The organism is Bacillus sp. FSL R5-0585 (assembly GCF_038004545.1).
In the GTDB taxonomy this organism is placed as follows: Bacteria; Bacillota; Bacilli; order Bacillales; family Bacillaceae_G; genus Bacillus_A; species Bacillus_A cereus.
In genome coordinates, this window is the sequence record NZ_JBBORJ010000001.1 from 3,585,001 (window position 1) to 3,611,307 (window position 26,307).

The window sequence follows — 26,307 nt, forward strand, 5'->3', positions numbered from 1 at the left end:
GAAAGCCTTCATCACTCACGCGGCGTTGCTCCGTCAGACTTTCGTCCATTGCGGAAGATTCCCTACTGCTGCCTCCCGTAGGAGTCTGGGCCGTGTCTCAGTCCCAGTGTGGCCGATCACCCTCTCAGGTCGGCTACGCATCGTTGCCTTGGTGAGCCGTTACCTCACCAACTAGCTAATGCGACGCGGGTCCATCCATAAGTGACAGCCGAAGCCGCCTTTCAATTTCGAACCATGCGGTTCAAAATGTTATCCGGTATTAGCCCCGGTTTCCCGGAGTTATCCCAGTCTTATGGGCAGGTTACCCACGTGTTACTCACCCGTCCGCCGCTAACTTCATAAGAGCAAGCTCTTAATCCATTCGCTCGACTTGCATGTATTAGGCACGCCGCCAGCGTTCATCCTGAGCCAGGATCAAACTCTCCAATAAAGTTAGTTTGTCTAGCATCTAAAATAAAAATTGACGTTTCACGTTGTTTGTTTCGTTCAGTTTTCAAAGAACTTGTCCGCCGCTTCAGAAGCGACTTCATCATATTAACATCTTAATTTTTCGATGTCAACTAAGTTTTAAAATTTCTTTTTTGTCGTTTTCTGCGTTTCCGCATCAGCGACGTTTATTAATATACCATCACACTTTTTAAATAACAAGTGTTTTTTTATAAAAATATAAAAAAATTATCTACCCTACTTTCTTCTATAGAAATAACTATTATCCTTACTACTGAAAATAATTATTCTAATTGTATGCTAATACACTCCGTTCAACCAAATTGTATTTCACAATGCCTTCCCAAATTTTCATTCTCTTCTATATTAAAGCTTATAATCATTATCCTTCTATAAAATAACTATACAAATTAGCCTTAAGAAAAAATCCCGTCTACATTAAACAGCCACTCGCGCGCATTATCCCCTTCCTTCTCATTCAAAAATTTACCCCCTACAAATTAACAACATTCCAATCCTAATACAAACTTAAGGATATTGTTAGAATTTTTTTACATTTAATTAATGAAAAATATCCATTTTTTGTTATATAGTAAGAAAGGACGCACTCAACTATAAATAAACCAATGGAGGAATTATTTTATGGATAGGTTAACAAAGTTTTCATTAAAAAACCGAGCTGCCATTATCATCATGATTTTTCTCATTTCCATACTCGGTGTTTATTCCGGCTCTAAATTACCTATGGAATTTTTACCGAGTATCGACAATCCAGCAATTACCGTCACAACCTTATCTCAAGGACTCGACGCTGAAACGATGACAAAGGATGTAACTGATCCTCTCGAAAAACAATTTCGCAATTTAGAACACGTCGACACCATTACTTCTTCTACATACGAGGGATTATCACGTATCGACATTGCGTATACATCAAAAGCAAACATGAAAGATGCAGCACGCGAAGTCGAAAAAGCCGTCAATACAATTAAATTACCTAAAGATGTAACCAAGCCCGTAGTTAGTCAATTAAACACTTCTATGATTCCACTCGCTCAAATTACTATCCAGAAACAAAACGGTTTTTCAAAAGCAGATGAAAAACAAATTGAAAAAGAAATCGTACCACAACTTGAAAACATTGATGGTGTTGCCAACGTTATGTTTTTCGGAAAATCCACCTCTGAATTATCTATCGTACTTGATCCGAACCAATTAAAAAACAAAAACGTAACATCACAGCAGGTACTAACTGTTTTACAAGGAAAAGAAACTTCTACTCCAGCTGGGGCAATTACTGTTAATCAGGAAGAATACAACCTCCGCGTCATTGGGGACATAAAAAATGTAAATGACATTAAAAACATCACTGTGGCACCCCAAGTGAAATTGCAAGACATTGCTCAAATTGAAATTAAACAACACTACGATACAATTTCACATATAAACGGAGAAGAAGGCACAGGATTAATCATCATGAAAGAACCGAGTAAAAATGCAGTTGCCATTGGAAAAGAGATTGATAAAAAAGTTAAAGAGATAGATAAGGAATATAAAGATCAATTTTCTATTAAACTTTTGGCTTCAACCCATGAACAAGTTGAAAATGCTGTTACTAGCATGGGAAAAGAAGTAATACTTGGAGCAATCGCTGCAACTCTAATTATCTTAATCTTTTTACGTAACTTCCGAACAACACTCATCGCTGTTGTCAGTATTCCATTATCTATTTTATTAACACTCTTTTTACTACATCAATCTAACATTACGCTTAACATTTTAACCCTCGGTGGTTTAGCTGTTGCGGTTGGACGTCTCGTCGATGATAGTATCGTTGTCATCGAGAATATTTTCCGCCGTTTACAAAAAGATTCTTTCTCTAAAGATATCATTCTCGATGCAACGAAAGAAGTCGCAGTCGCAATTACTTCTTCTACTTTAACAACGGTCGCTGTTTTTTTACCTATCGGCCTCGTATCAGGAGCAATCGGAAAATTAATGTTACCTATGGTATTAGCAGTTGTATATTCTATACTATCATCCTTAATCGTTGCACTAACAGTTGTTCCACTTATGGCTTTTTTACTACTCAAAAAAACAAAGCATCGAAAGCCAAGTTCTTCATCACGATATGTCGCTACATTAAAGTGGGCTCTTTCTCATAAATTCATTATTCTACTTACTGCATTTTTATTATTTGTAGGATCAATTGCAGCTTATATATTACTACCGAAAGCAAACATAAAATCTGAAGACGACACAATGTTATCTATTAACATGACATTTCCAGCCCATTATAATGCTGAATCTCAAAAACAAAAAGCATTTGATTTTGAAAAGAAATTACTTTCTAATTCGGATATAACAGACGTTATTTTACGAATGGGATCTAGCGCAGAAGATGCACAATGGGGGCAAACAACTAAAAATAACCTCGCTAGTATATTCGTGGTCTTTAAAAAAGGTTCTGATATTGATCAATATATTAAAGAGTTAAAAAAGGAAAATAAAACTTTTGAGCCTGCTGAACTTGATTATATAAAAACAAGTTATTCAAGCTCTGGCGGCGGCAATAACTTACAATTTAACGTAACAGCTACTAACGAAGCGGATTTAAAAGAAGCGGCTACTATCGTTGAAACAAAACTAAAAAGCATGGATGATCTTTCTAAAGTAAAAACAAATTTAGAAGACTCTAAGAAAGAATGGCAAATTCATATTGATCAAACAAAGGCTGAACAACTAGGTTTAACACCAGAAATAGCTGCGCAACAAGTAGCATTCCTTATGAAGAAATCACCTATTGGCGAAATTACAATTAATAATGAAAAAGCTACTATTATGATAGAACACAAAAAAGAAAACATTAATAAACAAGAAGATATTTTAAATACAAACATACTATCACCTATTAATGGACCAATACCTTTAAAAGACATCGCAACTATTTCAGAAAAACAAACACAAACAGAAATTTTCCATAAAGACGGAAAAGAAACAATCCAAATTACAGCCGAAGCTTCAAATGAAGATTTGAGTAAAGTAAACACAGCAGTAAATAAAGCGATGACTGACTTAGATTTACCTGGTGGTGCAAAAGTAAATATCGCAGGAGCTACTGAATCTATGCAAGAGAATTTTACAGATTTATTCAAAATTATGGGGATTGCAATCGGGATTGTATATTTAATTATGGTTATCACCTTCGGGCAAGCACGTGCTCCTTTTGCAATCCTATTCTCCTTACCATTAGCTGCTGTCGGTGGTATTTTAGGATTAATCATTTCACGAACACCTGTTGATGTAAATTCCTTGATCGGCGCATTAATGTTAATCGGGATTGTTGTTACAAACGCTATTGTATTAATAGAAAGAGTCCAACAAAATCGGGAACATGGAATGGAAACTAGAGAAGCCTTACTTGAAGCAGGTTCTACTAGACTACGCCCAATTATTATGACAGCTATTACAACAATCGTTGCTATGCTCCCACTCCTATTTGGCCAATCCCAAGCAGGAAGTATGGTATCAAAAAGTTTAGCCGTCGTTGTCATCGGCGGTTTGGCAGTCTCAACTGCTCTTACATTAGTAGTCGTTCCAGTTATGTATGAACTATTAGATAAAATCGGGAGAAAAAGACGCTCCCGTAGGAAAATAAGCACTTCTACAGAAACACCTGATATTTAAAAACAAAAGGCGTTATCTTCACAAATGAAGATAACGCCTTTTCTCTATTTAGTCATATAATCCATCATTTTTTCCACATATTGCTCTATAGGTTTACTAGAATCCACAATAAGGTATTCATTATTTGAAGGTCTTTTACTACCATTTAACCACTTTTTAAAACCTACTTCCGACTCCACCTTTTCAATTTGACTGATCATACGCTTACGTGTTTGCAGTCTCCTATTAATCTCTTCCATATCATTAAGATAACACTCAATATATTTATATTTCACACCATGTTTATTTGATAGTTCAATCCCTTTTTCAACCATTCCCTCATATAAACACGGACTATCCAATATAACACTATGCCCTTGTTCTAAATAAGAATCAATCAATACCCATTCGGCATCATACGCAAACCCACCAACAATCGTTGATTCAATTCCTTTTACTTTTAATGATTTTAACAACACGGATTTCAAAACATCATGATCTATAATTACAGCACCTGTTAATTTCGCTATATACTTAGAAACTGTCGATTTTCCTGACCCAGGAAAACCTGACATTTGCAGAAAAAACAAATTAAAGCTCCTCTCTAAATTACATCTGTTCTTCTTTATAATTAATCACAAATTCAACAATCATTACATCCATTCCTTCTATATTAAAATACAAAAGAACCCCCTACCTATAAATAGAGAGTTCTTCTTTATAATTTATGCCGCTTTTACCTTTTTCGTTGTTTTACTTTTTCTTTTCGTTCCTGTAAAGCGCTTGTGTAATATAGATGCTATCAAGCGTGAAATAACATTGAATAGTAATACCATAATAATTAATACAGCTGCAGATTTTGTCGCAATCAACTTCGCATCTGGAATAACTCCTTCAGAATTTAATTTCCAAATGTGAACCGCTAATGTTTCAGCTGGTCTAAACGGATTTAAAGGATGCGCAGGACTTGAGAAATCCGCTGCTGAATTTAAAATCGGGGATGTTAAACCCGCTGTGTAAATTAATGCTGCCGCTTCCCCAAATATACGACCCGCCGCTAAAATAATCCCTGTAATAATTTGTGGTAATGACGATGGGATAATAATACGAGCGATTGTTTGCCACTTCGTTGCACCTAATCCAAGACTTGCCTCTTTTACATTCTGAGGAACTTCTGAAATCGCATTTTCACAAACACGCGTTAAACCTGGTAAATTTAAAATAGTTAAAGCAAGAGCACCACCCATTACTGTGTATCCCCAACCTGTCATTGTAACGAACACTAACAAACCAAATAAACCAACAACAATAGAAGGTAAAGACGCCATCGTCTCGATACATAGACGAACAAAATTTAAAAAACGTCCTTGTTTTGCGTACTCCGCTAAATATATTCCAGCACCTAATCCAAGAGGAATAGATATAATAAGCGTTATAACAAGCATGTAGAAGGAATTGAATAACTGCGGACCAATCCCACCACCAGCTCTTGTATTGCTTGGTTCTCCAAACAAGAAATTAGGATCCCAAAATCCCCATCCCTTTTGTAAAATCTCAAATACTAAGAACACTAGCAAAGCTACAACTAAAGCCGCAACCGCATAAAAGATACCCGTCCAAACTTTATTTACCGTTCTTGCATTCATTATTATCGCTCACCTCTTTGCCCAATCGCTCGAATTACTAAAATAAACAGGAATGAAATAACAAGTAAAATCATCGCTAAAGTCCATAGCGCATTGTTCCAAGCAGTTCCGTTCAATGTATTCGTCATGTCCATTGTTAAAATACCAGTTAACGTCGCTGTCGGACTATATATTCCTTCTGGTAATTTAATCGTATTCCCGATTACCATTTGAACCGCTAACGCTTCACCGAAAGCACGCGCTAAGCCTAAAACAACACCTGTTAAAATCCCTTTTTTCGCAGCAGGAACAATCACTCGGCTAATCGCTTGCCATTTCGTTGATCCTAGACCATAAGAAGCTTCTAAATAATCAAATGGAACAGAACGTATTGCATCAGAAGCGATACTAGCAATAGTAGGTAAAATCATAATACTTAATACAACAATACCTGCAATTAAACTAAAGCCTACTCCCCCAAACGAATCACGTAATAGTGGTACTAAAATCGTAACACCTAATAATCCGTATACAACCGAAGGAATACCAACTAACAATTCTAGAACAGGCTTCAATACTTTATTTCCAAACTTTGGCGAAATTAAATTCATGAATATAGCAAGAGCTATAGCAATTGGTGCACTAATAATAACCGCACCTAACGAAACCACCGTTGAACCTACAATGAAAATTAAAGCCCCGAAGGATCCTTGATCAGCATTTGGATTCCATTTTGTCGATGTTAACATCTCAGTAAATGAGATACCACTTTGTGTAAAAGATTGAATACCTTTACCACAAATAAACGCAATAATAGCTAATGTAATTAAAACAATAAAAATACCACAAAACGTAACAAGTGATCTTCCTATATATTCACTTTTCACGTAATTAATTTGCTTTTTCCCCTTCATCACAGGACAGACCCCACTTCACAGATTGAAATGAACAGGACTGGCCTTGCAGCCAGCCCCATAAAATTTTATTACTTATTTAATTTAGACATTGGAATGTAGCCCATATCTTCTACTTGCTTTTCAAAATCTTTACCTTTTACATAATCGATATAAGCTTTCGTCGCTTCCTTCGCTTCACCTTTTGTTACCATATATTCGTAAGACCAGAATGGATATTTACCAGACGCGATGTTTTCAACTTTCGGTTCAGCACCATCAATTTTCACTGTTTGTAGTGCGCCTTTTTTCTCGCCCACCATGTAAGACATTGCTAAATAACTCACCGAACCAGGAGTAGAGTTAATCGCTTGCTCTACTGCACCGTTAGAATCTTGTGTTGTACCAGTTCCATCATTAATTTTCGCGTCTTTCATAATCGTTTTTTCAAATGTAGCACGTGTACCAGATGAAGCCGGACGATTAATTACATTGATTTTTTCATCTTTTCCGCCTACTTCTTTCCAGTTTGTTACTTTTCCAGTGAAGATATCTTGTACTTGTTGCATTGTTAAGTTATCAACTTTTACATCTTTATTTACGACAAGAGCGAATGCAATACCCGCTACCTTGTTATCTACTAATTCTTTCGCCTTTTCAGCATCTTTTATTTTATCTCCGGACGGAACATCTGAATTACCAATTTGTACTGCACCAGATGCCACTTGGTTAATCCCAGTTCCACTACCGCCACCTTGAACTTGAATAGAAACTTTTGAATTTTTCTCCATGAATTTCTTTCCAGCTTCCTCCGCAAGAGGTAGAAGAGCTGTAGAACCAGCCGCTGCAATCGTACCTGATAATTCTTGTTTTGTATTATCGCTTCCTTTAGCAGTGTCTTTACTAGTTGTATCTTCTGCTTTCCCACAACCAACTAATGCTCCTGCTACCACTAAAGCTGCTAAAGAAAATTTAATACCTTTTTTCATAACCATGTCTTGTACCCCCATTTGGATTATCACTTTTCGAATTCATTTTCTTTCGAACACAAATTCATTGTAGGACAACAATATTATGTGAGTGTTAAGCAATTTTTAATTTTAAGTAAATGACGATAATAATCCTTAAAAGCTAGAAATCCCAACATTTATAGTTAAATAACCAAACAAAAACCACACTAACTACACTGCAATGTAAATATATTCTTAACAATGTAAATTCAATGTAAATGTTTTTCTCTCTTTTTCCCTTTTCGTTAAAGTTACATTTACAATTCCGCTGTATTTTGTAATTTTTACACACCTAATTTATGCACATTAAAAATAATTTCAGTAATATTTTTTAGTACAACTAAATAAATTGGAACAATTCTAAAAATAAATGAATATTTTTAAAGTACTAATTGACAACATAATCCAATGTAGTCTACTATATTACTAACAAAAAGTTTACCTTAGGAAACTTTTTAAACTCAAACTAAAAATATAGAGATGAGGTAACTTTTATGGTATCGGCTAATATAAAACCACTTTCCGAATTTAAAATAGGAGAGTTTGTACAAATTGAGAAGATACAATTAGAAGGAACTATGAAACGACGCTTATTAGATTTGGGATTTATCCCGGGGGCGACGATTAAAGTATTGCAACGCAGTCCACTTGGAGATCCGGTCGCTTATCAAGTGAGTAACACAACTATTGCACTGCGTAAAGAAGAAAGCTCCCTTATTTTCGGGGTATTAATAGGAGATGATTTCAGATGAGCAAACATCGTATCGCTTTAGCTGGTAACCCGAATACAGGGAAAAGTACATTATTTAATACTTTAACAGGCTTAAAACAACATACTGGAAACTGGACGGGAAAAACTGTTTTAAAAGCTGAAGGAGAATATGAACATAACGGAAGTAATTATACATTAATAGATTTACCTGGAACCTACTCACTATACTCAAATTCCGCAGACGAAGAAGTAGCGAGGGATTATATTATATTTGAAAAACCAGAAGTAACTGTAGTTGTTATAGACGCAACTGCTATGGAAAGAAATTTAAATTTAGCACTTCAAGTGATGGAGATGACAAACAATGTAGTCATTTGCATTAACTTAATTGATGAAGCCGAGAAAAAAGGGATTGTTATCGATGAAAAGAAATTAGCAAAATCACTTGGTGTACCTGTCGTTAAAATTTCAGCACGTAACCGAGTAGGTATTGGTCATTTGCTAAATGTTATTGCAAAAGTAGCAAATAAAAAACTAATTCCAACACCAATTAAAATTACTTACAGCGAAAAAATCGAAAATATGATTCAGGAATTAGAACCACAAATTTATAAAGTGTTCGGTGATACGTATCCAGCACGTTGGATTGCGTTACGTATATTAGATGGAGATAAAAATTTCTTAACTACACTTCAAAAACACCATAATGAACCACTTGTAAGGGAGGTCGTAATTAATGGAATCTCACTCAGCCAGTAAAGCTCTTCCATTAGACTATATTATTCAACATGCACAAACACTTTCAAAAGAAGATATACGAGATGATATAGTCGGAGATATTTACCGAACATCTGCAAGCATATGTAAAGAATCTGTCCAATATACAAATACTGATAAATTATATCGTTCCGAAAAACTAGATAAAATTTTCACATCTCCAATCTGGGGATTCCCAATTATGCTCGGTATTTTATCTATTATTTTTTATCTTACAATTGCAGGCGCTAACGTACCATCTGATATGATTGCCGAATTCTTCGGATGGGCCGAAGGATATTTAACATCTTGGTTCCAAGCAGCGCATGCACCTGAATGGTTACATGGCATTTTAATACTTGGTTTGTTCCGTGGTATCGGTGCTGTTATTAGCGTTATGTTACCACCTATGGCAATCTTTTTCCCTATGTTCGCGCTATTAGAAAATTACGGATACTTACCACGTGTCGCGTTTAATATGGACCGCTTATTCAAACGATCCGGCGCACACGGGAAACAATCTTTAACAATGGCAATGGGATTTGGTTGTAATGCAGCAGCCATTATGTCAACACGTATCATTGAATCACCACGTGAACGTATGCTAGCAATTTTAACGAACAACTTCGTTCCTTGTAACGGTCGCTGGCCTATGTTAATTTTAATGGCTTCACTATTTATGGCTGCTGGTTATACAGGCAGTATGCAAACATTGGTTACTGCTGGCGTTGTAGTTGGAATGGTTGTACTTGGTGTTATTATGACATTAACTGTTTCTTGGGTACTATCAAAAACAGCCTTAAAAGGGGTTCCAACTCACTACACACTTGAGTTACCTCCGTACCGCAAGCCAAAAGTTTGGAATACAATTGTTCGCGCAACACTCGATAAATCAATCTACGTTTTAAAACGAGCTATAGTTGTTGCTGCCCCTGCAGCTGCATTAACTTGGTTACTTGCTAACATTTTTATCGGTGACACAAGCTTACTTATGTATTTTGTAAATTTCCTAGATCCATTTGCTAAAATGTTAGGACTTGACGGGTTTATTCTAGCTGCATTCATTCTTGGACTACCTGCTAATGAAATTGTAATCCCAATTTTATTAATGTCTTACTTATCAACTGGGGCTTTAACTGAAATAGATGATTTTAATCAAATTAAAAATCTATTCCTAGAAAATGGTTGGACTTGGTTAACAGCGTTAAACACAATGTTGTTCTCACTTCTTCATTTCCCGTGCGGAACAACACTGGTTAACATATACAAAGAAACAAAAAGTGCAAAATGGACATTCTTATCGTTTGCAATCCCTACCGTTATCGCCATTGTTGTTACATTCCTCTCTACACAATTGGTACATTGGTTAGGGCTTGTATAAAACAAAGCATACATAGAAGGCATCCCCCTTCACATATGCTTTGTCCGAAAGAAACCTGAAAATCATTCAGGTTTCTTTTTTTGTACATCAGTATTCCACGGCTGCGCTCCATACGTTGTGAGTTTTTTATGAATGAAATATATAGCTCCGGGAAGCACCGCCATTAATATTGTGCAACTAATTCCCAATTCAGTAAACAATTTATATCACCTTACTTCACTTTCTTCGGTAAAGCTGAACCTGAATGTTCAATCGTCGGATGAACGTAAACAGTAATTTCAGCATTACTAAAATAATTCTGGCCTTGATCCCAATTCTTACTGATTTTTCTCCACTCTTTATAATTATGCCTCTTATATACCTCTCCTAGTTCTAATACGTCTACCTTATATTTTTTTTGAACAAGCTGTATGGACTTTTCAATACGCTTCTTCATTTCCTTTGAAAGCTCTTTCTTTAAAACCTTTTCATTCATCACTTGTTTTGGTTCATTAAAATGCAGCTCAGCTAATGTCCCTTCTGTAAACACGTGAATATCAAACTTCGGTTTTGTAGCATGTTCCGTAGACACCTTAATCTTCCGACGCAATTTATGAACTTCATATGTAATAAGCTGATTTTTTTTACGAACAGTAAAGAAACCTTCAATTTTTTTACCTATTATATAGTTCATTCCTAATGTTTGTTCTCCACTCAAAGTTCCAACGCACTTATTATCCTTTCCACGGATCAATGCCGCTCCTTCCATTTGTACACCTTGTTTAGTTAACCCTAAGAGAGGTAGTGCAAAACTTCGATCTGCAATCATTTTCCCTTGTACTTCACCAATTCTCGCCGCCTCAATCATTTGAGCGTTTTTCGGAGGATGTTCAGCTAACATATCAATATACTGCGCCGGTAAGTTTTCAGGTTTTGCACTTTGTTTTAAAATAGATTCTGCATTTTTCTTCGAAACGAACAAACGAATATTTCTTCTCATTTCATGATCACGAAAATATACGTCTAACGTATTTTGCAAAACATACGGATTCGCTAGTAATTCATCCGAAAAAATAATAACTTGTATATGCGGAAAAAATAATGTTCGACTAATTTTCTTAGCAATTATTCTTATTTGCTCAAAGACGCTATCTGCTTTCGCACTTACGTTAATATAATTTTCACTATCTCCGCTCCCTTGTCCACCCTGTTGAGACAATTTACTGGGGAGTACCATCTGATAAGTCCCTTTCATAATTGGATTCACTTTCTTTTCCTTCACAATATCGTAGGCTGCACCTACTACAAATCCTCTTTCTTCTATTTCTTGTAACTCAGAACACCCACTAATAGGTCCAACAAAAAACATAACTATTATAATTTTAAGAAGGTGTTTCATTTCTACCATTCCTTCTTTTTATTTTATATACAATAAAAACCAATAAAGGTGCTAACACGACAAACCCCATATCTATCCAAGCTAAATAAGTTCCATAACTTGATAAAGTATTCAAACTACTAGGTATCATATTCACCATAAAAATAATTGGGGCACTTACGAAAATAAAAATATGTTTCTTCACTTTCGGAAACATAGCACAAAATAATAAAGATGCGACGTCATAATACATTGCTGTAGTGTTATAAATTGTAATAATCCAAGTCGTAAAAAAAATCGCATCAAACCTTTCTAAAAACCCTCCACCAATTTCAATTTCTTTCCCTAATTCAATTGTTGGATATGTCAATCCACGTGTTGTCATATACGTAAAAACACTAATACAAGTTACATAAATTAAAATGTATGACAACACGTTTACCATCACCGCCTTCGCAACTGCCATCGGCGCTTTTTTCGCTGTCTTATCATTCAGTAACACCGCATAAAACAGAGCTACTTCAAATCCAATAAACGTAAAAATAGAATTTTTAACTCCAACAGCGTATTGACTTACTTTCGTTTGAAAAGCTGGTAGTAAATTATTGATTTCCACTAAATTTATATTTAATAAAGAAAGAAGCACTATCGCAATTAAAACAATAGGTAAGAATATAACATTTAACCTTAATAAGGCTGCTCTTGATCCTGCTATGCCATAAATAACAACTAATAAGAAGAAGAAAGACAGTAGTTGTATCGGTGTATCACTAAATAAATACGTTTGAGAAATAACTGAAATCATTCGCGATTCATATGCTGTCAAAGCAGCAAACGTTAATACTAAAATGCTACTAATTGTGTATGCAACAGGCTTCGTCAAATGCGCACTCGTATATTGAACAAAATTTTGTTTTGGAAATAAGATAGCCACCCTCGTCACAAACCAACCTAAAACTGCGCAGATCAATCCACCCAAAAGCAAGATAATCCAACCGTCCGAAAATAAAGTTTGGTTAGCGATATCTCTTGGCATAGACAATGCCCCTATACCAATAATGGTCGATGATACCGCAAACCCAATTTCACGAGATCCAATCTCTTCATCGCCATACTCAAATGGTTTCACTTATTTTCGCTCCTTTGGACGTATTGTAGAATCTTTTGTTTGTAAGTACTCTGGTCTATCTTTCAACATCGATTTTGGCATGCGAATAAATTCTTCTTTCCAATCTTTATAAAATGCAGGAGCAATTGGAGTTGTATACGGTATACCAACACTTGTTAAATTTGTAATATGAATAGCAAGTGCGATCAGAGCTAGAATGATTCCATACAGCCCAAAAGCCGTTGCAGCTAATACAAAGACGAAAAGTAAAATTCGGAACGTAATCGTAATACTATATACAGGAAGCGAAAACGTAGCAATCGCAGTAACTGCAATAATAATAACTAAAAACGGATTTACAATCCCTGCATTTACCGCAGCTTCTCCAATTACAAGACCTCCTACAATCCCTATCGTTTGTCCCATCGGTTTCGGCAATCGGATTCCAGCTTCTCGTATTAATTCCATAGTCAAGGCCATCATTAACGTTTCAATATATGCAGGAAACGGAACACCTTCCCTCGCACCTGCAATTGAATAAGCCAGTTTAGAAGGAATAAGTCCTTGATGATAAGATACAAGCGCTACATACATAGCTGGTAACAAAACCGCAATTATGCCTGAACCCATACGTAAAAATCTTAATAACGTTCCAATCACCCAGCGCTCGTAATGATCTTCTACAGATTGAAAAATATCAACAAACACAAGTGGTGCAATAAGAGCAAACGGGGATCCGTCTACTAAAATTGCCGCCTTCCCTTTCGCTAATGAGGCTATAATATTATCAGGCCTCTCTGTATTCAAAAACTGTGGAAATGGGGATAAATTATTATCCTGAATTAATTGTTCAATCGTACCTGTTTCCAAAACGACATCTGTCACTATTGATTGAAGACGGCGATCTAGCTCTTTTACAATGTGAGGATTAATAATATCTTCTATATATACTAGGGTTACTTCTTTCTGCGATCGCTTCCCCATAATATAAGATTGGAACCTCAACTTTGGATCGCGTAAACTGCGTCGGATTAACATTTTATTCACATTAATATCTTCATTTAATCCAACTCTCGGTCCGCGTATTAAATCTTCTGTCACTGGTGGTTCTAAACTTCGCTTCTCCCAGGCCCTACTATTAATGACGATAGCGGTTTGAATATTATCAATTAATATAACTGTATCTCCCGCTAATATCGCATTCATAATATCTGGAAACTTCGTCTTTACGCCCACTTCTGCGATAGAAATAAAACGATCCAATAACGTTTGAACAACAGCTTCCTCATTTATAATTTCTTCGTATTGCAGTGTGCGAATGACATATTTATAAACATTATCCTTATCTGTCAATCCACATAAAAACACAACCGCACAACGTGTAAAACTCCCAGCAAGAGCAACTTCTCTAATTGTTAAATCATTAGGTGAACCTAACTCATCCCTAATTTCTTTCATAACTTCAAATAAGTTACCTTCAAGCTCTAACAATTTCCCCACCTAGCTTCCTTTTCAACAAGTTTTTAGTTAGATTCCGCTAATAGAAGGAAATATATACAAAAAAAGAGCTATCTCTTTTCAAAGATAGCTCTAATAAAGTAAAACTTTAATCAACCCTCACCAATCGGGCTTTTACGGACAGTTTAATCCCCACCTAACTTCTTTGCTTCCGCTGAATTTTGAGGTGGGGGTCTTACTGCCCGTTAATGCAGGATAAACGAATTACTTTTCTACTATTATAGTGTTTTTCTTTATAAATACACCTTTTGTAAATCCACTAACTACAAACATCACAATTATATTAATTAACAATGCGACTATACCTACATTCAAATCTTTTATATACTGCGGGAAACTCGGAAACATCGTGGCTATAGTTGAACCAGATAAGGTAATATATGCGACCACTAATAGCCCAACTCCCATTCCTGCAATCGCCCCTTGCTTCGTAATAATTTGACGTGGAAACAAGCTACATACAAGTGCAGGGAAAAGTTGTGTAACGATACTGTATCCCATTAATAGAAGTGCTCCTATTGTTTCTCCTCCTTTAAATGTAAATAAAACTGCCACGAGCGTTACTACAGGCACAAATAATTTTGCCATCTTAGCAACCTGTCTATCTGAAGCAGACGGGACTATCGTTCGGTAAATATTTTTTGCTAACAGTGTAGAAGCCGCCATAACAAGCATAGACCCTGGAACCAATGCCGTTAATACTCCCGCACTACCAATAATTCCAATAAACCAAGGATCAAAAGTTTGTAAAGCAAGACGGAATAACGAAAGATCTACATCCGCTCCCTTTAACCCAGGAACTTGCAATATAGCAGCAAATCCTGCAAAAAATACGAAAAGTAAAACTAAAGAATACAATGGCATAATTGCTGCATTTTTACGAAATACTTTTTCATTTTTTGCAGAAAAAGCAGAAGCAAATGTATGAGGCCACATATAAAAACCGAGGGCCGTTAATATAATAGTAGAAACAAACCAAGAAATACTCATTCCTTCTTCAGGTAAAGATAAAAATCCCGGTTTCGCTGCCTCTACAGCCTCAAACATCGGCTGAAATCCTCCATAATAATGATACGGCAAATATATACCTAAAAACATAACGATAAACAGTATCATAATATCCTTCAAAGCAGCCGTCCAAGCCGAACCATGTATACCTGAAACCATTACATATATAGTTATAACAATAGCACCGATCCATACTGCAACAACAGGTGACACCCTTCCGTAAGAAGCTTCTGAAACGATAATTCCCAGTCCTTTTAACTGTAAAACAAGATATGGGATGATGGAAACAACACCAACAATCGAAACAATAAGTCCAAGCGCTTTACTTCTATATTTCTTCGCAAAAAAATCTGACTGTGAAACAAGGTTATGCTCTTTCGCATACTTCCAAATGGGTGGCAATAAAAAATACGATAAAAGATAAGCTAAAGCACCATATCCCAAAATATAAAAGGTAGGTGCTCCTTTACTATACGCCCAGCCGCTTCCCCCTAAAAATGTAAACGTCGTATAAATTTCACCTGCCATAAGGAGAAAAACAAAAATAGTGCCAAATCCTCTTCCTCCAACTGACCATTGTTCTAAATTCATATCTTTTCCATGTTGTGCCCGAATCCCTAAAAATAGTGCGAGAAACAAAAATAAAATAATGATAAGTAATGCAGTCATTTTACATCCTCCTTATTAGCAGGATCAAACACGTACACAAGCCCCATACAAAAAGATGTAATAAACACTGATAATAATACCCAAAATAATAAAAATGGCATCCCTAATACGTAAGGAGTAACTGAATTCGCAAATATTGGCCCAACTACTAAACAAAGAACTGGGATAAGCGCTAGAATGTGTATTTTCTTCATCTCATTCTCCTTTACTTATAAAGTTCATAATGGCTGATACAAAGACTTCCACTCCAATCGGTAATGCATCTTCGTCAATCGTAAAACGAGGGTGATGGTGAGGATATATAATACCTTTCTCTTTATTTCCCGCTCCGATAAAAAAGAATGTCCCCGGTGCCTTTTGTAAAAACGCTGAAAAATCTTCTCCAGCCATCGTCGGCTGTAAACGAACAACTCTATCCCTTCCATAAAGTTGTAATGCCGTTTGTTCAATAAGCTCTGTAGCTTCATAATCATTTACAACTGGTCGATATCCATATTCATATGAAAATGTATATTTCGCTCCGTAAGATTCCGTAATATGCTTCACAATCCGCTCAATCTTCTTCTCTGTTTCACCTCGTAATTCATGTCTTAAACTTCTTACTGTCCCTTCAATCTCAGCTTGCTCTGGTATTACATTATGAGTTGTCCCAGCATGAAATTGCGTAACAGATATTACGAGAGAATCTAATGGATTCGTGAGGCGAGATACAATTTGCTGAAGTTGCGAAACGACTTGTGTTCCGATTGCAATACTATCCACCGTTTCATGAGGGATTCCAGCATGTCCACCTTTTCCCTCTATCTTAATTTTAAAAACATCCGGTGCAGCCATTGCAGGACCATAAATAACACCTATTTTCCCAACCTCTAACGACGCCCAAAGGTGAGCACCAATAATATAATCCACACCTTCCATTACACCTGCAGCAACCATCTCCTCTGCACCACCAGGAAAATTCTCTTCAGCATGTTGGAATAGAAAACGAATCTCCCCTTTAATCTTCTCTCTTTCTTCTACCAACTTATGTACAACCCCAAGTAATATCGCTATATGTCCATCATGACCACATGCATGCATTACACCTTTATATGTAGAAATAAAATCAAACTCATTTTCTTCATGAATAGGAAGAGCATCCATATCGGCTCGAATCGCAACTGTTTTGCCCGGATGTTTACCTACTAGCTTTGCCATCACACTATATTTAGTCGGCCGTGACACTTCTAAATATGGGAATTTCCGAAGTATATCGAACACAAACTGCGATGTTTTCTCTTCTTGAAAAGATAACTCTGGATACTTATGAAAATGCCTTCTCCACTCAACTAACTGATTTTTTGACAAAACAAGTTCCTTTGCAACATCCATTTCTCTTCTCCCCTTCTTCACCAAGTTAAATGTTATTATAACGTGAATCGTTAACTTTTAAAAGAATCTTCTGAATTTTCAGTGTTGATAAACCAAAAAGAAAAAGCCATCCCAAAGATGACTTTTTCATTATTATAAAATAGTAATTGCTTGTTTTCCCATTTGCTCCCAAGCTTTCTCAAATTCTGTTCGCGGAACAGCCAAACGTGGATTATTTTTAAGAGGATCATTTACATATACAAAGTTTTGATCATATCCAATTACTACTGCACTATGCTCATAATATGTAATTTTCACTTCGCCTGAACTCGTATTCCATGTTTCAAAACTACTTTCAGCTAGCGGCTTAAACGTCGTATTAATAATGACCCATACCGGAGAGCCAGAACTAATTACTTTATATATATCTTGCATGTCTCTACCTGTTAAATTAATTACTTTTTCAGGAACATATTTTTCTGCTAAATCAAAGATTGGTTTATTGTATACACCATATCCAGGCTCTGCCTTTGTATAAATATTTCCCACAAATCCCTCGTAAGGATTTCCACGCAAACCATTTTGTTCAAATGGAACACGATGAATTTCGCTAGCAAGTTGCATCTTATCTACTTGTACACCTTTATATTGCAGCAACATAGCTAAACTTGTCACTTCACACCCTCTAGGCAATTCTGGTAATTGTTTAATAAACGGAACATCTTCAATCATAGCTGCTTCTTTCATTTCAGATAGAAACTCTAAGCGTAGAACTTGCGCCTTTTGCATGATTTTATCTTTTCCTATAAAAAATGCAGCAGCAAGTATAATCCCAAAAACAAAAAGATATTTTAACTTTTTCATTATAAACAAAACTCCATTAATTATTATTTTACAGATACACCTCTTATCATTGTACCCTTCTTCTTACTAGTTTGCTAGAAAGATCATGTGAATTATCGCTCATAGAATTAATTATAAAAATTCTAATTATTTTTAATAAAAAGAAAAATAAATATACATTTACAGAATATTTTGCTAAAATCAAAATTGTTAACATAGTGAAGATATCACCATGTTAACAAACATTCTTAGAGTATTTAGTCATAGTTCGTTTTTTTACATACTCCATTCATTTCATAGCAAATAAACCGAGTGTGTGTTGCATCCCCCACTAATGATTAAAAACTCAGAATAAAACGAAGTTCACACATTCAAGAAAATACGGGGTGAGGGGCATATGAATCAACAAATTGAACAAACAGATTTAAAACGAACAATGAAAAGTAGACACCTATTTATGATTGCACTCGGCGGTGTTATCGGAACCGGGTTATTTATGGGATCTGGTCAAATTGTCCATAATGCCGGACCTGGTGGTGCTATTCTCGCATTTTTAGTCGGTGGATTTGTTATGTATTTAACGATGTTATGTCTTGGTGAATTATCCGTCGCTATGCCAGAAGCAGGTTCATTCCAAAGTTATGCAAGCAAATTCATTTCACCTGGTTTTGGATTTGTTGTCGGTTGGATGTATTGGTTAAATTGGGCTGTTACAGTTGGCGTAGAGTTAACAACTGTAAGTATTTTAATGAAACGCTGGTTTCCAGACGTTTCTTCCTGGATTTGGTGCGTTACATTTGCAGCAGCACTCTTCCTCGTAAACGCTTTATCAGCAAAAGCATATGCAGAAGCAGAGTTTTGGTTCGCAAGTGTAAAAGTCGCAACAATTGTTATTTTCATCGTACTTGGCGGCGCTGTTATGTTCGGTCTACTAGACTTTAATGGAAAGCCAGCTCCAATGCTTCATAATTTCACTGAAAATGGCGGGCTATTTCCAAATGGTGCATTAGCTGTTCTTCTTACGATGATTACAGTAAATTACTCCTTCCAAGGAACAGAATTAATCGGAATCGCTTCAGGCGAAAGTGAAAATCCTGAAAAAACAATTCCAAAAGCAATTAAAAACACAATTTGGCGAACTCTCTTCTTCTTCGTCTTAGCGATATCAGTTGTTGTAGGTTTACTCCCATGGCAAGAGGCTAATCTAGTCGAAAGTCCCTTTGTACTTGTATTTGATGTAGCCGGTGTCCCATATGCAGCAGACATTATGAACTTTGTTATTATTACAGCTGTATTATCCGTTGCTAACTCTGGTCTATACGCAAATTCTCGTATGCTGTGGGCGATGGCAAAACAAGGAATGGCAAGTCCAGCATTTACGAAATTAACTAAAAAAGGTGTACCGCTAAATGCATTAATTTTCAGCCTAATTTTCGCTAGCCTGTCCTTACTAACAAGTGTATTTGCGGCAGATACTGTCTTTCTAGTTTTAACATCTATTGCAGCAATGGCTGCCGTTGTCGTTTGGATGTCAATCGCCGCTTCACAGTTTTTCTTCCGTAGAAATTTCGTGAAAAACGGTGGCAACATAAATGATTTAAAATATCGTACACCGCTCTATCCACTCGTTCCAATCGTAGCGTTCTCGCTCAATTTCATTACATTTGTTAGTTTGGCTTTCATTCCAGATCAAAGAATTGCTCTTTATTGCGGTATTCCATTTATGATGATTTGTTACATTTTATACCAAGTCAAATATAAAAAAATTGTCACACTTGAACAGCCACGAACTGTCACACAAGAAATAAACTAAATATACAAAATATTCAGCTATCTTTCTTATCATAAGATAGCTTTTTTCTATTTCTTGGATATCCTGGTATAACTTTATTTATCTTAAAATTTTCACAATCACGTTTTTCTCTGGAAAATAGTTTACAATGTAATCAAGTTACAAATGATATTCACCTTAAAAAGTGTGCATTTGTGTCTATTTTTTAACAATATATCAAAAACTATTGCCTTCTATAAATTAATAGGTTTATATTGTTTTATTGGCATAGTTTCAATCCAAGGAGAAAGGAGATTTTCAATCGTGCAACTAAAGAAAGCGTTTTGGAAGTTGGCTTCGCTTCTTCCGTTATCATTACTTCTGTTCCTCGGTGGCTGTGATAAAAAACTCGCAGTATTAAATCCGCAAGGACCTGTTGCAAAAGCACAGTATGATTTAATTGTTTGGTCATTCTTGCTTATGTCATTAATTATCGCAATTGTATTCATTCTGTTTACAGTCATCTTGATTCGTTATCGTGAAAAACCAGAGAATATGGACTATGAGCCACCTGAACAACACGGTAACACATTACTAGAAATTATTTGGACGCTTGTTCCTGTTATTATCGTTATCGCATTATCGATTCCAACAGTAAAAGCAACTTATGCTTCGGAAGAGGTTCCGAAAGAGTCCAAACATATTAAACCAGTTGAAATTTATGTTACATCTGCAAACTGGAAATGGTTATTCAGTTACCCAGAGGAAAAAATTGAAACCGTTAACTATTTAAACATCCCAGCTGGTGTACCAATTCAATTCAAACTGACTTCTGTCGGCCCAATGAATGCTTTCTGGGTACCAGAACTTGGTGGTATGAAGTACACAATGGATGGCATGATTATGGATCTTTATTTACAAGCTGATAAGCCAGGTTCTTACCTAGGCCGTAGTGCGAACTTCTCTGGTGAAGGATTCACACACATGGAGTTCGAAGTTGAAGCAAAAACTAAAGAGAAATATGACAAGTGGGTTAAAGAAGTACAAGAAACTGCTCCTAAACTAACAGAAGCTAAGTACAACGAAATTGTTAAACCTGGTGTAGTTGGTCGTATGACATTCTCTAGTCACCACTTAAGTTATGTAGATCCAAAATCACTTGAATATTGTGATTACAACTACTACAAAAACAAAAAATAATAGCTATTATTCCAACAGATTGGAGTGAACACAGTGAAGCTTGATGAATTCTTTGTCACAGGTGACCCGATTATTTACGGTGCAGACGCTTCTATCGTTCTTGTGACATTAGCAATCATTTTCGTACTAACAAAGTATAAAAAATGGAAATGGCTTTGGGACGAATGGTTAACAACTGTTGACCATAAAAAAATCGGAGCTATGTATATTATTTCTGCGGTTATCATGTTATTCCGTGGTGGTATGGATGGTTTAATGATCCGTGCACAATTAACATTCCCAGAAACAACTTATTTAAACGCTGAACACTATAACGGGATCTTTACAACGCATGGTACAGTAATGATTCTTTTCATGGCAATGCCATTCGTTATGGGATTAATGAACCTTGTAGTACCATTACAAATTGGTGCTCGTGACGTTGCATATCCGTTCTTAAATGCTTTAAGTTTCTGGTTATTCTTTGTCGGAGCAATGTTATTCAACATCGCTTTCGTAATTGGTGGTTCTCCAGACGCTGGGTGGACTTCTTACTTCCCAATGGCAGGTACAGAGTTTACTTCGGGCGTAGGAAATAACTACTACGCAATTGCATTACAGATTTCAGGTCTCGGTACGCTAATGACCGGTATTAACTTCCTTGTTACTATCTTAAAAATGCGTACACCTGGTATGACTTTAATGAGAATGCCAATGTTTACTTGGTCAATCTTAATTACAACAATTATCATTATTTTCGCTTTCCCAGTATTAACAGTTGCTCTTGCATTAATGACATTTGACCGTCTATTCGATGCTCACTTCTTTACGATGGCGAGCGGCGGTATGCCAATGTTATGGGCCAACCTGTTCTGGGTATGGGGTCACCCTGAAGTATATATCGTTATTTTACCGGCATTCGGTATTTTCTCTGAAATCATTAGTACATTCTCACGTAAGCGTCTATTCGGTTACAGTGCGATGGTATACTCAATGGTTGCAATTTCTTTACTAAGTTTCGTCGTATGGCTTCACCACTTCTTCACGATGGGTGCAGGTCCAGCGGTTAACTCATTCTTCTCGATTTCGACAATGGCGATTTCGATTCCAACCGGGGTTAAAATCTTTAACTGGTTGTTTACACTGTATAAAGGACGTATTCGTTTTACAGTTCCAATGCTTTGGTCATTGGCATTTATTCCAAACTTCGTAGTCGGTGGGGTTACAGGGGTTATGCTTGGAATGGCAGCAGCTGATTATCAATACCATAACAGCTACTTCCTAATCGCTCACTTCCACTACGTATTAATCGCAGGTACAGTATTCGCTATGCTTGCTGGATTCACATTCTGGTATCCAAAAATGACTGGTCATATGTTAAATGAACGCCTAGGTAAATGGACATTCTGGATCTTTATGAGCGGATTCAACATCTGTTTCTTCCCAATGTACTTCTTAGGTTTAGACGGTATGACTCGTCGTATGTACACTTACTCTGAAAGTCTTGGATGGGGATGGCTAAACCAAATCGCATCTGTTGGTGCGGTAATGATGGGTATCGGCTTCCTACTTCTTTGCTACAACGTAATTTGGAGTGCACGTCACGGTGAACGTGACACAACTGGAGATCCATGGGATGGTCGTACACTTGAATGGGCAACTCACTCTCCTGTACAACATTACAACTTCGCGAAGCTTCCTGAAATTAAAGAAGCTGATGCTTTCTGGTACATGAAAAAACGTGGAGAAACAGTTACACCAGCAGCAGAAGATATCAAACCAATTCACATGCCAAGTAACTCTGGTGTGCCTATTATTGCGTCTGGATTCTTCGGTCTTGCAGGTTTCGCATTAGTATTTAGCTGGTTCTGGCTTGCAGCAATCGGTGGAGTTGGTATTTTAGCTTGCTTAATCTATCGTTCATTCGATTATGATGAAGGTTACTATATCAGTGTTGATGAAATTAAAAAAACAGAACATATAGCATGAGAGGTGAAATGACATGGCGGCTTTAGATAAAAGCTTACCTTTGGAATATCAATCCGAACAAAGCAGATTGAATATCCTAGGATTCTGGATTTTTCTTGGGGCTGAAATTATGCTGTTCGCAACACTTTTCGCCTCTTATCTAGTCCTTGCTGGTCGTACGGCAGATGGCCCAACACCAGCGCAACTGTTTGAACTTAAAACGCTTTTAATTCAAACATTACTACTTTTAACAAGTAGTTTCACATGTGGTATCGTAATTCACGAAATGCGTAAGCACAACCAAAAAGCGATGCTTGGATGGTTCGTCCTTACATTACTTTTAGGTGCAGGTTTCCTATTCTTCGAGATTGAAGAATTCATTATGTATATTGGTGAAGGTGCAACAATTCAAACAAGTGCCTTCTTATCTGGATTCTTCGTTCTTCTTGGAACGCATGGAGCCCACGTAACAGGCGGTATCATTTGGGCAATTTGTGTTATTATCCAAATTTTAAAACGAGGTTTAACACCAGTTACAGCTCGTAAAGTATTCATTATCAGCTTATACTGGCATTTCCTCGATCTTGTTTGGGTCTTTATTTACACACTAGTTTACTTGAACGGGATGGTGGCGTAAATGGGTCAAAATAACAACCAAGCAAACGGACATGCGCATAGCGGATTCCCTTGGTCACACGTTTTCGGATTTATTTTATCGCTTGCATTAACGTTTCTAGCGTTATACGTGGCACTTTACACAACATTGCCACTTTCAACAGTCCTAACAACGATTATCATAATGGCTGTTGCGCAAGCGTTGTTACAATTAATTATGTTCATGCATTTAAAAGAAGGAGAAGGAAGAGTTCAAATTCTTACAATGATATACAGTTTCTTCGTTGCAACTGCAACAGTTGGTTTAACTGTATGGATCTTCTTCTCAATGTAATGTATATGAAAAGACTGCTGAGGAATCTCAGCAGTCTTTTTTTATCCCCCCTATTACATCCACATTACGGAATTAACAGCATAATCATGAAAAATATACTTATTATGACAAATGTTAAGAAAAGTCTTTCTTTATGAAATCGAATCCATATGCGTTGCTTTTCTACCTATTATATGGCTAAATAGGTACTATATTTATTTGAAGGGAGAGAACGCAATGGAACATCATACTTCTGTTCTATCACTTATGGTTGTCGTTGCAATCGCGTTTTTCGTTCCCCTTTTGTTACAACGCTTTAAATTAAAAGCACTTCCTGTGGTCGTTGCAGAAATTATTGCAGGAATCTTTGTAGGTAAAAGTGGGTTTAATATTATTGAGCCAGATATATGGCTTCAAGTTTTATCAACATTAGGATTTATCTTCCTTATGTTCTTAAGCGGTTTAGAAATTGATTTTTCTATCTTTAAACAAAAAGGGAAAAAAAATACGACAAACGAGCCAAATACATTTCAAGCAGCAAGCATTATCTTCTTATTTATTTTCATCTTGTCTTATGCCCTATCATTACTATTCGTATGGCTAGGATTCGTAGATAATGCAATGTTCATGACTTTAATTATTTCAACTATTTCTTTAGGTGTTGTTGTACCAACATTAAAAGAGAATAACTTAGGAAAAACAGCAATTGGGCAAATCATTTTATTAGTCGCTGTTATTGCGGATTTAGTTACAATGATTTTACTCGCTGTATTCGTCGGATTAAATTCCGAAAGCGGCCAAAGCATGTGGCTTCTTCTTCTTCTATTCGGCGCTGGTATTGTTATTTACTTCGTTGCAAAACGTTTTAAAAACATTCCATACTTAGATAGTTTAAAAGCTGGTAGTGTACAAATTGATACACGAGCTGTTTTTGCACTCATTTTAATCTTAGTTGGGTTATCGGAATCTGTTGGAGCAGAAAATATTTTAGGCGCCTTCTTAGCAGGTGTACTTGTATCGTTATTATCACCAAATGAAGATATGGTGGAAAAACTTGATTCTATCGGCTACGGTTTCTTCATCCCTATTTTCTTCGTAATGGTTGGTGTAAATCTAGAGGTGTGGTCTATTTTCAAAGAACCTTCTAGCATGCTAATGATCCCAATCTTAATTGTAGGACTCTTTATTTCAAAACTCTTACCATCACTAGTCTTAAGAAAATGGTATCCACGTAATATCGTACTTGGAAGTGCAATTTTATTAACATCGACACTTTCTTTAGTTATTGCGGCTGCACAAATTGGTGAAAAACTGGAGATCATCAGTCCAAGTTTATCTGCCTCTCTTATTTTAAGCGCAGTTATTACTTGTATTTTTGCACCTATATTGTTTAAAAAAATGTTCCCAAAAGTAGAAACACCAAAACCAAAAGTAGCTATTATTGGCGCGAGCAGAATTACCCTTCCGTTATCACTAGATTTAAAACGAGAAGATTATGACGTAACGCTATATATGATGCGTCAAAACAAAATAAATGATGAAGAAGCGAAATCGCACGACTTCCCTATCGTGAAATTGGATGACATCACAATCGCATCATTAACTGAACAAACAGCATTTGATGCAGATCGCGTCGTTGTTGCAACAAGTGATGATGAACAAAACTTATTATTGGCAGAACATGCAAAAGAGCTAGGTGTTGAACATGTTATTGCAAGTGTAGAAGATCCACTTCTACAAGAAAAAGCAACGCAAGAACATATCGCTGTATTCTCAACAATTAACTCTACACGTATTTTATTACGTGCGCTTATTGATAAACCTAGTCTCGTTCGCTTAATTACAACAGCAAACGAAACAGTCCGTGAAGTTGAACTACGGAGCAATAAATATAACGGCGTTGCACTTCGTCGCCTTCCGTTTTTAGGTGATGTACTAGTCATTCAAATTTATCGTGGAAATAAAGCATTAATCCCACATGGGGATACAAGACTACAACACGGTGATACATTACTTGTAACAGGCTCAAAAGAACATATCGATACACTAAAAAACATATTAGAATAAAAAAATGCCCCTCACATAATTGAGGGGCATTTTTTTCCATTTCATATGGTA

The 26,307-nt window shown here is 36.3% G+C and carries 22 protein-coding genes and 1 rRNA gene (1 of these 23 only partly in view); 10 read left to right on the forward strand and 13 right to left on the reverse strand.

The window, feature by feature from the left end; all coding sequences use genetic code 11:
- A 16S ribosomal RNA gene (locus tag MKY38_RS18645) occupies positions 1-430 on the reverse strand; it reaches 1,122 nt to the left of the window's first position.
- Between the two features lie 659 nt (positions 431-1,089).
- On the opposite strand from MKY38_RS18645, the gene MKY38_RS18650 reads away from it, so the two are divergent.
- Positions 1,090-4,134 carry an efflux RND transporter permease subunit gene (locus tag MKY38_RS18650; protein ID WP_114556152.1) on the forward strand — a complete coding sequence of 1,015 codons (3,045 nt, stop codon included), beginning with the start codon at positions 1,090-1,092 and terminating at the stop codon, positions 4,132-4,134.
- A 44-nt stretch (positions 4,135-4,178) separates the two neighbouring features.
- Here MKY38_RS18650 and MKY38_RS18655 read toward each other — a convergent pair whose 3' ends face one another.
- The 4 genes from MKY38_RS18655 to MKY38_RS18670 all read right to left on the reverse strand — a co-directional run bounded on the left by MKY38_RS18655 (position 4,179) and on the right by MKY38_RS18670 (position 7,626).
- Positions 4,179-4,703, reverse strand: coding sequence for an AAA family ATPase (locus tag MKY38_RS18655; RefSeq protein ID WP_065223110.1), 525 nt, complete (start codon positions 4,701-4,703; stop codon positions 4,179-4,181).
- A 135-nt stretch (positions 4,704-4,838) separates the two neighbouring features.
- Positions 4,839-5,759: a phosphate ABC transporter permease PstA gene (gene pstA / locus MKY38_RS18660; protein WP_000994141.1), complete on the reverse strand. Its 921-nt coding sequence runs from the start codon at positions 5,757-5,759 to the stop codon at positions 4,839-4,841.
- Between the two features lie 2 nt (positions 5,760-5,761).
- Positions 5,762-6,652 carry a phosphate ABC transporter permease subunit PstC gene (pstC, locus tag MKY38_RS18665; RefSeq protein ID WP_000676676.1) on the reverse strand — a complete coding sequence of 297 codons (891 nt, stop codon included), beginning with the start codon at positions 6,650-6,652 and terminating at the stop codon, positions 5,762-5,764.
- Between the two features lie 71 nt (positions 6,653-6,723).
- A complete protein-coding gene (locus MKY38_RS18670) occupies positions 6,724-7,626 on the reverse strand; it encodes a phosphate ABC transporter substrate-binding protein PstS family protein (RefSeq protein WP_000245108.1) in 903 nt (300 codons plus the stop codon).
- Positions 7,627-8,135: 509 nt separating this feature from the next.
- Here MKY38_RS18670 and MKY38_RS18675 point away from each other — a divergent pair.
- Genes MKY38_RS18675 through MKY38_RS18685 form a run of 3 tightly spaced genes read left to right on the forward strand, consistent with a single transcriptional unit; the run spans position 8,136 to position 10,490 of the window.
- Positions 8,136-8,393, forward strand: coding sequence for a FeoA family protein (locus tag MKY38_RS18675; RefSeq protein ID WP_000252982.1), 258 nt, complete (start codon positions 8,136-8,138; stop codon positions 8,391-8,393).
- Positions 8,390-9,112 (forward strand): FeoB small GTPase domain-containing protein, encoded by a 723-nt coding sequence (locus MKY38_RS18680; protein WP_000033865.1) that lies wholly within the window; start codon positions 8,390-8,392, stop codon positions 9,110-9,112. Before MKY38_RS18675 ends, MKY38_RS18680 begins: the two co-directional genes overlap by 4 nt.
- Positions 9,090-10,490, forward strand: a complete 1,401-nt coding sequence (locus tag MKY38_RS18685; protein ID WP_000443605.1) for a nucleoside recognition domain-containing protein — start codon at positions 9,090-9,092, stop codon at positions 10,488-10,490. The genes MKY38_RS18680 and MKY38_RS18685 overlap by 23 nt, the downstream gene beginning before the upstream one ends.
- 62 nt (positions 10,491-10,552) lie before the next feature.
- On the opposite strand, the gene MKY38_RS18690 is transcribed toward MKY38_RS18685, so the two are convergent.
- The 8 genes from MKY38_RS18690 to MKY38_RS18725 all read right to left on the reverse strand — a co-directional run bounded on the left by MKY38_RS18690 (position 10,553) and on the right by MKY38_RS18725 (position 18,364).
- Complete coding sequence (locus MKY38_RS18690; RefSeq protein ID WP_000493725.1) at positions 10,553-10,690, reverse strand: hypothetical protein; 138 nt, start codon at positions 10,688-10,690, stop codon at positions 10,553-10,555.
- A gap of 11 nt (positions 10,691-10,701) precedes the next feature.
- The gene (locus MKY38_RS18695) at positions 10,702-11,868 is read right to left on the reverse strand and encodes a Ger(x)C family spore germination protein (RefSeq protein WP_000681619.1); all 1,167 of its coding nucleotides are present in this window, start codon (positions 11,866-11,868) and stop codon (positions 10,702-10,704) included.
- On the reverse strand, positions 11,852-12,976 hold the full coding sequence (gene gerLB / locus MKY38_RS18700) for a spore germination protein GerLB (RefSeq protein ID WP_000802003.1): 1,125 nt from the start codon (positions 12,974-12,976) through the stop codon (positions 11,852-11,854). Before gerLB ends, MKY38_RS18695 begins: the two co-directional genes overlap by 17 nt.
- On the reverse strand, positions 12,977-14,455 hold the full coding sequence (gene gerLA, locus MKY38_RS18705; RefSeq protein WP_002023287.1) for a spore germination protein GerLA: 1,479 nt from the start codon (positions 14,453-14,455) through the stop codon (positions 12,977-12,979). It abuts the gene before it with no gap.
- 222 nt (positions 14,456-14,677) lie between these two features.
- Positions 14,678-16,150, reverse strand: coding sequence for a sodium:solute symporter family protein (locus MKY38_RS18710; RefSeq protein WP_000125937.1), 1,473 nt, complete (start codon positions 16,148-16,150; stop codon positions 14,678-14,680).
- On the reverse strand, positions 16,147-16,344 hold the full coding sequence (locus MKY38_RS18715) for a DUF3311 domain-containing protein (protein ID WP_000719833.1): 198 nt from the start codon (positions 16,342-16,344) through the stop codon (positions 16,147-16,149). Before MKY38_RS18715 ends, MKY38_RS18710 begins: the two co-directional genes overlap by 4 nt.
- A gap of 1 nt (position 16,345) precedes the next feature.
- Positions 16,346-17,521, reverse strand: a complete 1,176-nt coding sequence (locus MKY38_RS18720; RefSeq protein WP_000382128.1) for an amidohydrolase — start codon at positions 17,519-17,521, stop codon at positions 16,346-16,348.
- Positions 17,522-17,653: 132 nt separating this feature from the next.
- Positions 17,654-18,364 carry a C39 family peptidase gene (locus tag MKY38_RS18725; protein ID WP_000734490.1) on the reverse strand — a complete coding sequence of 237 codons (711 nt, stop codon included), beginning with the start codon at positions 18,362-18,364 and terminating at the stop codon, positions 17,654-17,656.
- A gap of 376 nt (positions 18,365-18,740) precedes the next feature.
- Between MKY38_RS18725 and MKY38_RS18730 the strand changes: the two genes are divergently transcribed.
- The 6 genes from MKY38_RS18730 to MKY38_RS18755 all read left to right on the forward strand — a co-directional run bounded on the left by MKY38_RS18730 (position 18,741) and on the right by MKY38_RS18755 (position 26,256).
- Positions 18,741-20,156 carry an amino acid permease gene (locus MKY38_RS18730; protein WP_065223114.1) on the forward strand — a complete coding sequence of 472 codons (1,416 nt, stop codon included), beginning with the start codon at positions 18,741-18,743 and terminating at the stop codon, positions 20,154-20,156.
- Between the two features lie 282 nt (positions 20,157-20,438).
- Complete coding sequence (locus MKY38_RS18735; protein ID WP_001176165.1) at positions 20,439-21,314, forward strand: cytochrome aa3 quinol oxidase subunit II; 876 nt, start codon at positions 20,439-20,441, stop codon at positions 21,312-21,314.
- A 33-nt stretch (positions 21,315-21,347) separates the two neighbouring features.
- Entirely contained in the window at positions 21,348-23,282 is a 1,935-nt protein-coding gene (qoxB, locus tag MKY38_RS18740; protein WP_000762367.1) for a cytochrome aa3 quinol oxidase subunit I, read from the forward strand.
- Positions 23,283-23,295: 13 nt separating this feature from the next.
- Positions 23,296-23,898, forward strand: coding sequence for a cytochrome aa3 quinol oxidase subunit III (gene qoxC, locus MKY38_RS18745; RefSeq protein ID WP_000729317.1), 603 nt, complete (start codon positions 23,296-23,298; stop codon positions 23,896-23,898).
- A complete protein-coding gene (gene qoxD, locus MKY38_RS18750) occupies positions 23,899-24,210 on the forward strand; it encodes a cytochrome aa3 quinol oxidase subunit IV (RefSeq protein WP_000531386.1) in 312 nt (103 codons plus the stop codon).
- Positions 24,211-24,426: 216 nt separating this feature from the next.
- A complete protein-coding gene (locus MKY38_RS18755; protein WP_000399965.1) occupies positions 24,427-26,256 on the forward strand; it encodes a monovalent cation:proton antiporter family protein in 1,830 nt (609 codons plus the stop codon).
- Positions 26,257-26,307: the final 51 nt, after the last annotated feature.

What these genes read in the sequence shown, in the direction of transcription:
- qoxD (WP_000531386.1), top strand. Translation starts at nt 23,899, where the DNA reads ATGGGTCAAAATAACAACCAAGCAAACGGACATGCGCATAGCGGATTC.
- MKY38_RS18710 (WP_000125937.1), bottom strand. Translation starts at nt 16,150, where the DNA reads ATGACTGCATTACTTATCATTATTTTATTTTTGTTTCTCGCACTATTT.
- MKY38_RS18695 (WP_000681619.1), bottom strand. Translation starts at nt 11,868, where the DNA reads ATGAAACACCTTCTTAAAATTATAATAGTTATGTTTTTTGTTGGACCT.
- MKY38_RS18670 (WP_000245108.1), bottom strand. Translation starts at nt 7,626, where the DNA reads ATGGTTATGAAAAAAGGTATTAAATTTTCTTTAGCAGCTTTAGTGGTA.
- MKY38_RS18680 (WP_000033865.1), top strand. Translation starts at nt 8,390, where the DNA reads ATGAGCAAACATCGTATCGCTTTAGCTGGTAACCCGAATACAGGGAAA.
- MKY38_RS18650 (WP_114556152.1), top strand. Translation starts at nt 1,090, where the DNA reads ATGGATAGGTTAACAAAGTTTTCATTAAAAAACCGAGCTGCCATTATC.
- MKY38_RS18685 (WP_000443605.1), top strand. Translation starts at nt 9,090, where the DNA reads ATGGAATCTCACTCAGCCAGTAAAGCTCTTCCATTAGACTATATTATT.
- MKY38_RS18755 (WP_000399965.1), top strand. Translation starts at nt 24,427, where the DNA reads ATGGAACATCATACTTCTGTTCTATCACTTATGGTTGTCGTTGCAATC.
- MKY38_RS18725 (WP_000734490.1), bottom strand. Translation starts at nt 18,364, where the DNA reads ATGAAAAAGTTAAAATATCTTTTTGTTTTTGGGATTATACTTGCTGCT.
- pstC (WP_000676676.1), bottom strand. Translation starts at nt 6,652, where the DNA reads ATGAAGGGGAAAAAGCAAATTAATTACGTGAAAAGTGAATATATAGGA.
- pstA (WP_000994141.1), bottom strand. Translation starts at nt 5,759, where the DNA reads ATGAATGCAAGAACGGTAAATAAAGTTTGGACGGGTATCTTTTATGCG.
- MKY38_RS18715 (WP_000719833.1), bottom strand. Translation starts at nt 16,344, where the DNA reads ATGAAGAAAATACACATTCTAGCGCTTATCCCAGTTCTTTGTTTAGTA.
- MKY38_RS18720 (WP_000382128.1), bottom strand. Translation starts at nt 17,521, where the DNA reads ATGGATGTTGCAAAGGAACTTGTTTTGTCAAAAAATCAGTTAGTTGAG.
- qoxC (WP_000729317.1), top strand. Translation starts at nt 23,296, where the DNA reads ATGGCGGCTTTAGATAAAAGCTTACCTTTGGAATATCAATCCGAACAA.
- MKY38_RS18675 (WP_000252982.1), top strand. Translation starts at nt 8,136, where the DNA reads ATGGTATCGGCTAATATAAAACCACTTTCCGAATTTAAAATAGGAGAG.
- MKY38_RS18730 (WP_065223114.1), top strand. Translation starts at nt 18,741, where the DNA reads ATGAATCAACAAATTGAACAAACAGATTTAAAACGAACAATGAAAAGT.